Below are 10000 nucleotides of genomic sequence, written 5' to 3'. Positions count from 1 at the left end.
ATCCGGTTTGTCATTTTCTAAATGATACACTATTGGCGAATTTGATTTCGCACAAGCAATGTCATAACCGCTACCTCCAAAACTTTTTTGCAACAGTTCAAATGCATCAATTTTTAGCCAATCTGCAATGCTATTAATAAGAGTTGAAGATGTTCCTAAACCCCAAAGTCTAGGAAAAGTCAAGTGGGTTTCAATTTCGTAACCTTCTTTTTCTAAAAACGATGGATTTTGAATATAAGCTTGATGTAAAATTTCAATCAAAGTGTTTTTTACAGCGGAATTTTTATCGTTTGTGCTTTTAATTTTTATTTCCTCAAACGAAACAACGTCTTCAAACCAAATACTTTTATCCGAATCAAAACTAGTCCATTTGATTTGGTGATTGATTCCTGATTTCACTACTAAGCTTTGCCCGAATTTTGTAGGTAAAGCCAATGCTTTTGCGCCATCTAAAACAACGTATTCGCCTGTGATGAGTAATTTTCCGTTACTATAAAACGTTTGGGTTTCCATTAACTTCTAATTTTTTCCAAATAATCTACTACTAAACTATGCGAAACTGTTGTGTCTTTGAAATACTCTAAGACTTTTTGTTTCTCTTCTTTAGTAGCATGATGTTGGTTTAAAATATTCATCAAATGCATTTTCATATGACCTTGTTGAATTCCTGTTGTGGTTAACGAACGAAGCGCTGCGAAGTTTTGAGCTAATCCAGCCGCTGCTACAATTTGCATTAGTTCTTCTGCTGATGGTTTTCCTAACAATTCCATAGAGAATTTTACTAATGGATGTAACGAAGTTAATCCGCCAACTGTTCCTAATGCTAATGGAATTTCCATCCAAAAAGTAAAAATATCATTCTCAATTTTCACATGAGATAAACTGGAATATTGTCCCGTTTTACTTGCATAAGCATGAATTCCTGCTTCAACAGCTCTGAAGTCGTTTCCGGTTGCTAAAACCACAGCGTCAATTCCGTTCATGATGCCTTTGTTGTGGGTTACAGCGCGGAAAGGTTCTACTTCCGCAATTCGAACAGCGGTAGCAAATTTTTGAGCAAATTCAACTGAATCGATGTTTTTATCGTCTGAAAGTTGATTTACAGGACAAGAAACTTCGACTCTTACAACACAGTTGGGAACATAATTGCTCAAAATACTCATTACAATTTGAATGTTTTTTTCATCTGAAGTAAAATCAGAATATTCATGAGCTTGATTTTCTAATGTCTTAGCAAATTGCTCTAAACACGTATTGATGAAATTCGCACCCATGCTGTCTTTTGTGTTGAAAGTAGCATGTAATTGATAATAATTTGGAATTTCGTTTGTTTTGTTTCTTAATTCGATGTCTAAAATTCCGCCACCACGCTTTTGCATGTTTTTGGTAATTTCTTGTGTGTCTTTAAAGAAATTTGGTTTTATCTTATTGAAAAAAGTGGTTAGTTTTTCTGAATTTCCATTGAAAAGAAAATGCACTTGTCCTATTTTTTCGGTATTGATGATAGTAGCTTTAAAACCACCTCGTTCGCCCCAAAATTTAGCTGCTTTTGATGCTGCTGCTACCACCGAACTTTCTTCGATAGCCATAGGAATAGTGTAGCTTTTTCCATTAATTATGAAATTTGGAGCTACTCCATAAGGAAGGTAAAAATTAGTTAAAGTGTTTTCTATGAATTCGTCGTGAAGTTTTTGTAAGTTTTCGTCGGAATTCCAGTATTTAGTGATGCTTTCTTTTGCCTCGTCTGGATTTACAAAGTAGGTATTGGTAATCCAATTTATTTTTTCTTCTTTAGATAATTTTGAAAAGCCTTTAACATTTTGATTCATAGCAGTGAATTTGTTTCAAATAGAAGGCAAAGATACTAATTGGATTAATTAGGAAGACTATTTATCCATTTAAATAAAGTGGTTTCAAATAAAATTTTATCAATTGGTTTAATAATAAAATCATTCATCCCAACTTCTAAACATTTTTCTTTTTCACCCGTTATAATTCCTGCGGTAATGGCGATAATAATAGTGTTTGGATTTGTTTTTCTTATTTCAGTTGATGCTTCGTAGCCATTCATTATTGGCATTTGAATGTCCATGAAAATAATATCTGGTTTATTTTCTAATGCTAAATCAACTGCTTCTTGACCATTTTTGGCTTCATAAATAATACTGCTAGGTACTTTATTTCGAATTAAAGTTTTAGTTAATAACATGTTGATTTTGTTGTCGTCAACTATTAAAATACTAGGTGAATGCAACGAAATATCTTCCTTAGCGTTTTTTGTTGGTTGTTTGGTTTCGGAGTAATTTTGATTAAGAAAGTTTTGTAAAGCTTCGTGTTTTAAAGGTTTTATAATACTCTGAACGTTTTTGTTGTTTCCAGTTTCATTAAATTTAGAATTGGAATTTTGCATCACAATTACCGAAAGATTTGGTAAATTATTTAATTCGTTTATGATTTTAATTGTGGTTGTTTCGGATAAATATTCCAAATCTAAAAGCAATAAATTATAATTGTTTTCTGAAACAAACGAGGCAATATTTTCGAAGCTATTTTCGTAAATGTCAGCCTCAATTGTAAAGTTTTGCAATATGTTTTTTATTATCGAAGCCACCTGTTGATTATCTTCAATAATTAACGCTTTTTTAAAGTTGTGTTTATTGGTGTTTATGTGGTTGTTGCAAAATTCTGATTTTAAGTCTAATTCGAAACTAAAAGTAGAACCAACATTAGGTTCGCTATCAATTTCTAATTTACTATTCATTAATTTAAGAAGGCTGTTTGTAATGGTTAACCCAAGTCCAGTTCCTCCATAATTTCGGGTTGTAGAATTGTCTTCTTGCGTAAAAGCTTCCAAGATTTTTTTCTTGTTTCCTTTTTTAATTCCAATACCGGTATCTTTAACACTAAATTTAATTTTAGACGAGTTATCATTTATGTTGGTCGACGAAACTTCTAGCTCAATTTGCCCTTTTTGAGTAAACTTGACTGCGTTATTAAGAAGATTTTGTAAAATTTGTTTTAATCGCATTTCATCAACCCAAATAGCACAATGTACATCTTTATGAATGTTTACAATGAGTTCAAGGTTTTTTTGATGTGCCATGAATTTCATCATATCAATGCATTGATTTATGATGGAATGTAAACTTGTTTTTTCTTTGTCGATTATTAATTTTCCGGCTTCAATTTTTGAAATATCTAAAATATCATTTACCACATCAAGAAGTGTAGAGGCTGATTGATTTACTGTTTCTAAATGTTGTTTTTGAATTTCCGTTAAATCGGAACTTAGAAGTAAATTGCTAAACCCGATGATTCCATTTAAAGGTGTTCTTATTTCGTGGCTCATGTTCGCCAAAAATTCCGATTTAGCTTTATTGGAAGATTCGGCTAATTCTTTTGCAATAACAGCTTCTTCGGCAACTTTTCTTTCTGTAATGTCAATTAAAACGCCTTCAATGTAAGCTACTTCGTTATTAATGATAATACCTTCACCATATTCTTCAATCCAAACATAGTTCCCGTCTTTTCGTCTAATTCTACAGGTAACTTTGTATGGTTTTCTATTGTGTAAAGCTTCGTCTATTCTGAATCTTAACTCTTCTTTTTCATCAGGATGATAAAGGTCGAGTAACGAAACTTTATTACTCATAAAATCATCTCGATGATATCCCGTAAGTTTTTCAATTTCATCATTTAGATAAACTTTTGTTCGTGCTTTATCATATTTAACTAAGAATACAGAAGCAGGAATGTTATTGGCTAACAATCTAAATTTTTCTTCGCTTTCAGCAATTGCTTTTTCATTGTTGATTCTTATAATTGTTGAAGCAATATTGTTGGCAAGTGTGAGTAAGATGTTGATTTCTTCATCGGTCCAGATACGTTCATTTTTACAATCATCGAACCCAATAAATCCAATAAAAGTTTCCTTGTCAAAAAGAGGAATTATTAAGATAGAAACGATATTTTGGTCAATTAAGATATCTTTGAAATTGCTATCCGGAACATCCTTGGTTAAATTTATGTAAGGTTTTTTACTCAATATAATTTGCATAAAATCTGCAAATTCCTCGTGAGGTATATTTTGAAAAATAGGATTGTCTATCTCTGCTAAATCTGTTTCAGAAACCCACTCAAAACGTTGACTCATCAAATTGGTCTTGATGTCGTTTTCAAAATAATACAAACGATCTACTTTTAATACTTTACCTATTTGTTCAATTGAAGCATCGAAAATTTCATCTTTGTTTTTGTGAATTAGTAAATTACTAGTTACGTTAGCAATTGCAGTTAAAATTTCGTTTTTATAGATAATTTGATTTTCAGCATTTTTTCTTCTTGTTGTTTCTATAGCTAGCGCTATTATTTCGGCAACAGTTTTTGAGAAATTAATATCTTCATTTGTCCAATATCTGAGTTCGTGAGTAGCTTCTAAGCACAAAATATTGTTTAGTTCACCACCTATGTATATAGGGATATCTAGTAACGATTTAATGTCATACTTTGGAAAATATTCTGTGGTAAATTCTTTTAGAGATTCATTTTTATAAACATTTGAAGCAATAATTATAGGTTCTGATTCAATGTTTGAAATATAAGTGCTTATGTTTTTCTTAGGGATTGATAAGTCTGCATAATGCTTGTCTTCGCTATGTACATAAATGTTTTTTAATTCGATGTAATCCTCTTTGAAATCCCATACTGCAACTCGATCGATTCTTAATCCAATTGCAGTTTCTTTACAAATATGTTGAATTAAAGTATCTATATCAGTAAAAGTTAAGAAATTTAAGGTAGAAAGTTTGTTAGAAACGCTGTTTAATCGACTGATTTCTTCAATTCGTTTGTGTTCTTCAAGTTCTATTAGTTTGGCAGCTGTAATATCTCTAATTATACACGAAAATCCAGAGACCATATCATTTTCGTCTCTTTTAATGGTTACTTTTTGAGAAACCCAAATCTCTTCTCCATTCTTTTTAATTATGGGAAATTCTAAAATGTCAAATTCATCAGTTTCAGAGATGGAATCTATATAAAATTTTGATACAGTACTTTTAAAATCTTCCCTAATAAAATCACTAAAATGTCGGCCCAATAATTCTTCTAGTTTGTAACCTAATGTTTGAATTGAAAATTTATTAGCATAAATAATATTACCATAGCGATCGCTTTCGTAGATAATATCTTTAGCATTTTGAATTAAGTTGGCATATTTGGTTTCTAAACTAATTTTAGAGGTAATATCTTGTCCTGTGGCTACATAGGTGTTGTTGGTTTGCTTAAAGTCGGTCCATTGAATAAACTTATATTCGCCATTTTTGCATTTTAACTTTCTAAAATAAACAGCGTTAGGTTTAAATTTACTTGAATAATCGCCGGCTTCAAACTCGGTGTCTTCGGTTAAAGACCAAAATGCTTTTCCCAAAACTTCTTCAGGAGTATAACCTAAAATTTTAGTTATTGAATCATTACAATATTGAACATTTCCTAAATTATCAGCAGCAATAATGATTGAGTTGGTATTGTTTATAATATCTTGAGTGAAAATTAATCGTTCGTTAGCTTTTATATTTCTAATTATTTGTCCTAAATGAATGACCATAATTATAAACAATGCGTTTATGAGTGTTATAATGTTAAGTGTTTCTTCGTTTTTAAAAATGGTCAGAAAGAATAATAAAAAAAAGTTAATGCTTATAAAAATTAAATATGTAGTAAACCTTTTAAAAATAGCAAAAGCAAAAAACAGCAGTAGTAAATATTTTGAAAACAAAAGAAAGTTGATGCTTTCTTTAAAAAACTCATAAATAACAGATAGAAGAAGTAGATAAAAGCAAGTTCTAAAAATAACGTAACTGTATTTGGCTATTTCATTTTTTGAGGTAATTAAAAAAATAAAAACGCAAAAAGCACCTGTAAGAAATTCAAAATAAGAATTAACGCTTTTGGATTCATTAAAAATCAAATAGAATAATTCTGCAACTGGAAAAATCAATCCGAGGTATAAAAAATAATAACGATATTGGGAATTAGAATGGTAATTTACAGTGTTCCTTAAAGTTCGAAAATCAATATTGGAAGATTTCAATTGAAAATTAAAAAACAATCCAAAAACAGTGAGAAGTAAAATTAAATAGAGTAAAACATACAAGTTAGCAACCACGAACGTGTTGAAAAAAAAAAATCCATTTAGTAGTGATACTGCCATTTATTTACGTTACCATTTCAAACATAAATGTAGTTAAATATTTTTTAAAAATCAAAAACTTTATTAAATGAAGTTAAAATTATGGTTAATTCATATATTTTCACTAAAATTGGGGTCTTTTAAGAATATATTAATTATGAAAAAAATCAGTTTAACAATACTATTTTTTGTAGTTAGCTCATTATCAGTTGTAGCGCAACAAAAAATTACGTTAGAAGAAATCTGGGGTGGCGCTTTCAGAACAAAAGGAATGGACGCTTTAAGTGCTATGAAAAACACCAACCAATATACGGTGTTAAATTTCGATAGAAGCTCAAAAAGTTATCAAATTGATTTGTATGACTTTGCTACTTTAGAAAAAGTAAGCACTCTTTTTGATACTAAAAATCATCCAGAAGTAACATCAATCGATAGTTATTCTTTCGATAAAAACGAGAAAAAGATTTTAATTGCAACCAATTCCAATTCTATTTTCCGTCATTCTTTTACGGCGCAGTATTTTATCTACGATATTCCATCAAAAACGGTAAATAGTTTTACTACAAATGCCATTCAAGAACCAACATTTAGTGCTGATGGAACCAAAATTGCTTACGCATTTGAAAACAATCTATATGTTCATGATTTATCATCAGGTGTAAAAATTCAAATTACGCAAGATGGCCAAAAAAATAAAATCATTAACGGTATTACAGATTGGGTTTATGAAGAAGAATTTGCCTTCGTAAAAGCGTATGATTGGAATGTAACTGGTACAAAAATCGCTTACATCAAGTTTGATGAAACGGAAGTCCCAGAATTTTCTATGGACATGTATAACGAAGGTTTATATCCAACACAAACCGTTTTTAAATATCCAAAAGCGGGTGAAAAAAACGCAATTGTTTCGTTGCATATTTTCGATTTAAAATCAGGAACAACTAAGAAAATTAATTTAGGAGATTATAAAGATTTTTATATTCCAAGAATCAAATGGACGAATGATGCAGCGGTTTTAAGTGTTCAAGTAATGAACCGTCATCAAAATAATTTAGACTTACACTTTGTAGATGCAAACGCTGGAACTACAAAAATCGTTTTAAACGAAAAAGATGCAGCTTATGTTGATGTTACTGACAACTTAACTTTTTTAAAAGATAATAGTTTTATTTGGACATCAGAAAAAGATGGATTCAATCACATTTACCATTATGATAAATCAGGTAAGTTGAAAAAACAAATTACTTCTGGAAAATGGGAAGTAACAAATTATTATGGTTTTGATGAAAAATCAGGAATGATTTACTATCAATCCGTTGAAAATGGTTCTATCAACAGAGATGTTTATGCTATTAAAGTTGACGGAAAATCAAAAGTAAGATTGTCATCAAAAACAGGAACCAATTCGGCAACTTTTAGCCCGAATTTCCAATTCTTTATCAATACATATTCAAGTGCAACTTCGGCACCAACTTATACTTTAAATGATTCTAAAACAGGAGCAGTTATTAAAACTATTGTTTCTAACGAAGCAGTAGAACAAAAATTAGCAAAATACGATGTAGCTCCAAAAGAGTTTTTCGTATTAACTACAGAAAAAGGGCATCAATTAAATGCTTGGATGATTAAACCAAAAAATTTCGATCCAAATAAAAAATATCCAGTTTTCATGTATCAGTACTCTGGACCAGGTTCGCAGCAAGTGGATAATGCTTGGAACAGTACAGATGATTATTGGTTTATGATGTTAGCACAACAAGGTTACATCGTAGCTTGTGTGGATGGAAGAGGAACAGGTTTCAAAGGAGCTGCTTTCAAAAAATGTACACAAAAAGAATTAGGAAAATATGAAGTGGAAGATCAAATCGATGCGGCTAAAGTAATCGGAAAATACAACTACGTTGACGCTTCAAGAATTGGTATTTTTGGTTGGAGCTATGGTGGATTCATGTCATCTAATTGTTTGTTCCAAGGTGCTGATGTATTCAAAATGGCAATTGCAGTTGCTCCAGTGACTTCTTGGAGATATTACGATAGTATTTACACAGAAAGATACATGCAAACACCACAAGAAAACGCAAGTGGTTATGATAACAATTCACCAATCAATCACGTGAGTAAATTAAAAGGGAACTTCTTATTAATTCACGGAACGGCTGATGATAATGTGCATGTTCAAAATACAATGAAAATGGTTGAAGCATTGGTTCAAGCCAACAAACAATTTGATTGGGCTATCTATCCAGATAAAAACCACGGAATTTACGGCGGAAAAACACGCTTACAATTGTACACTAAAATGACAAATTTCATTAAAGAAAAATTATAATAAACCAATAAACTAAAACTAATTATATGGAAAACAATGCTGTAAAAACGGGACATCCTAAAGGGCTGTACTTTTTATTCTTCACAGAAATGTGGGAGCGATTCAGTTATTATGGAATGAGAGCCATCTTTATTCTATTTATGACTAAAGTATTATTAATGAAAGATGCTGATGCTTCTGAAATTTACGGAAGTTATACAGGATTAGTATACTTAACACCTCTTTTAGGAGGTTATTTGTGCGATAAGTTTCTAGGTAATAGAAGAAGTATTGTAATTGGAGGTCTTTTAATGGCAATTGGTCAGTTCTTCATGTTTTTCAGTGCTTCGGTTGGAGCAAATGGAGGTGTTTCATTAATGTGGATGGGATTAACCGCAATTATAATTGGTAATGGTTTTTTTAAACCAAATATTTCAACCATGGTGGGACAATTATATCCTGCAAACGACAGAAGAATCGACAGTGCATTTACCATTTTCTACATGGGAATTAACTTAGGGGCTTTCTTTTCGCCTTTAGTTTGTGGATCTATGGACTTTAAATGGGGATTTTTAGCAGCTGGAGTAGGAATGTTGATTGGTTTAGTTGCTTTTGTTTTAGGTCAAAAAAAATATTTGGTTTCAGAAGAAGGAAAATCAATTGGATTGCCAGTTAAAAAGTTAGATGTTAAAAGTATCGCTATGATTATTGGTTCAATTGGAATTATTTTCTTCATGTTGAACTTCAAACAAATGTTCAAAAGTGATGTAGATATTATTAGTTACTTCATCTATGGAGCTATGGTAGCAATGCCAATTTTAATTTTTAGTGATAAAAGTTTAACTAAAATTGAAACACAAAGAATTACGGTAATTTTCCTTTTAGCGTTCTTCGTTATTTTCTTCTGGGGAGCTTTCGAGCAAGCAGGAGCTTCATTAACGTTATTTGCAGATAGACAAACAGAGCGAACTATTTTTGGATGGGAGATGCCAGCCTCTTATTTTCAATCTGTAAATCCATTAGCGGTTATTTCTTTAGCGCCAATTATGACTATCGTTTGGGGATTCTTATACGCTAGAAAATTAGAACCATCTTCTCCAAAGAAAATGGCAATTGGACTTGGTTTAGTTGCTTTAGGATATGTAGTAATTGCAATTGCTGTTAAAGGTTTAGGAATCGGTGAAAAAGTTTCTATGTGGTGGTTAATTGGATTATATGTAATTCATACAATTGGAGAATTATGTTTGTCGCCAATTGGTTTATCAATGGTTTCTAAATTAGCTCCTTTGCGTTTGTCTTCTTTAATGATGGGAACTTGGTTCTTGGCAAATGCGGCTGCAAATAAATTCGCAGGAACATTAAGTGCATTAATTCCAGGTGGTGAAGATGGATCTGGAGGTGCAACTTCGTTTTTAGGTTTCCAAATCACGAATTTGTATGAATTCTTTATTTTGTTCATCATTATGTCGGGTGCAGCTGCTGCAATTCTTTTCGTATTGAGT

General features: G+C 31.2%; 5 protein-coding genes. 2 read left to right on the top strand and 3 right to left on the bottom strand.

The window, feature by feature from the left end:
• From LDL23_RS00505 to LDL23_RS00495, 3 genes are all read right to left on the bottom strand, one after another.
• On the bottom strand, positions 1-513 hold a 513-nt coding region (locus tag LDL23_RS00505), incomplete at its 3' end, for a GYDIA family GHMP kinase (RefSeq protein WP_291263955.1).
• Positions 513-1829: a hydroxymethylglutaryl-CoA reductase, degradative gene (locus LDL23_RS00500; RefSeq protein WP_291263954.1), complete on the bottom strand. Its 1317-nt coding sequence runs from the start codon at positions 1827-1829 to the stop codon at positions 513-515. The genes LDL23_RS00505 and LDL23_RS00500, both read right to left, overlap by 1 nt.
• A 44-nt stretch (positions 1830-1873) precedes the next feature.
• Entirely contained in the window at positions 1874-5605 is a 3732-nt protein-coding gene (locus tag LDL23_RS00495) for a PAS domain S-box protein (RefSeq protein WP_291263953.1), read from the bottom strand.
• A gap of 742 nt (positions 5606-6347) precedes the next feature.
• Here LDL23_RS00495 and LDL23_RS00490 point away from each other — a divergent pair.
• Positions 6348-8519: a S9 family peptidase gene (locus LDL23_RS00490; protein ID WP_291263952.1), complete on the top strand. Its 2172-nt coding sequence runs from the start codon at positions 6348-6350 to the stop codon at positions 8517-8519.
• A 26-nt stretch (positions 8520-8545) separates the two neighbouring features.
• Positions 8546-10000 (top strand): peptide MFS transporter (locus LDL23_RS00485; RefSeq protein WP_291263951.1); only part of this gene is annotated, 1455 nt, incomplete at its 3' end.

This window comes from Flavobacterium sp., from assembly GCF_020217025.1.
In the GTDB taxonomy this organism is placed as follows: Bacteria; Bacteroidota; Bacteroidia; order Flavobacteriales; family Flavobacteriaceae; genus Flavobacterium.
This window is presented reverse-complemented; position numbering and strand designations above follow the sequence as displayed.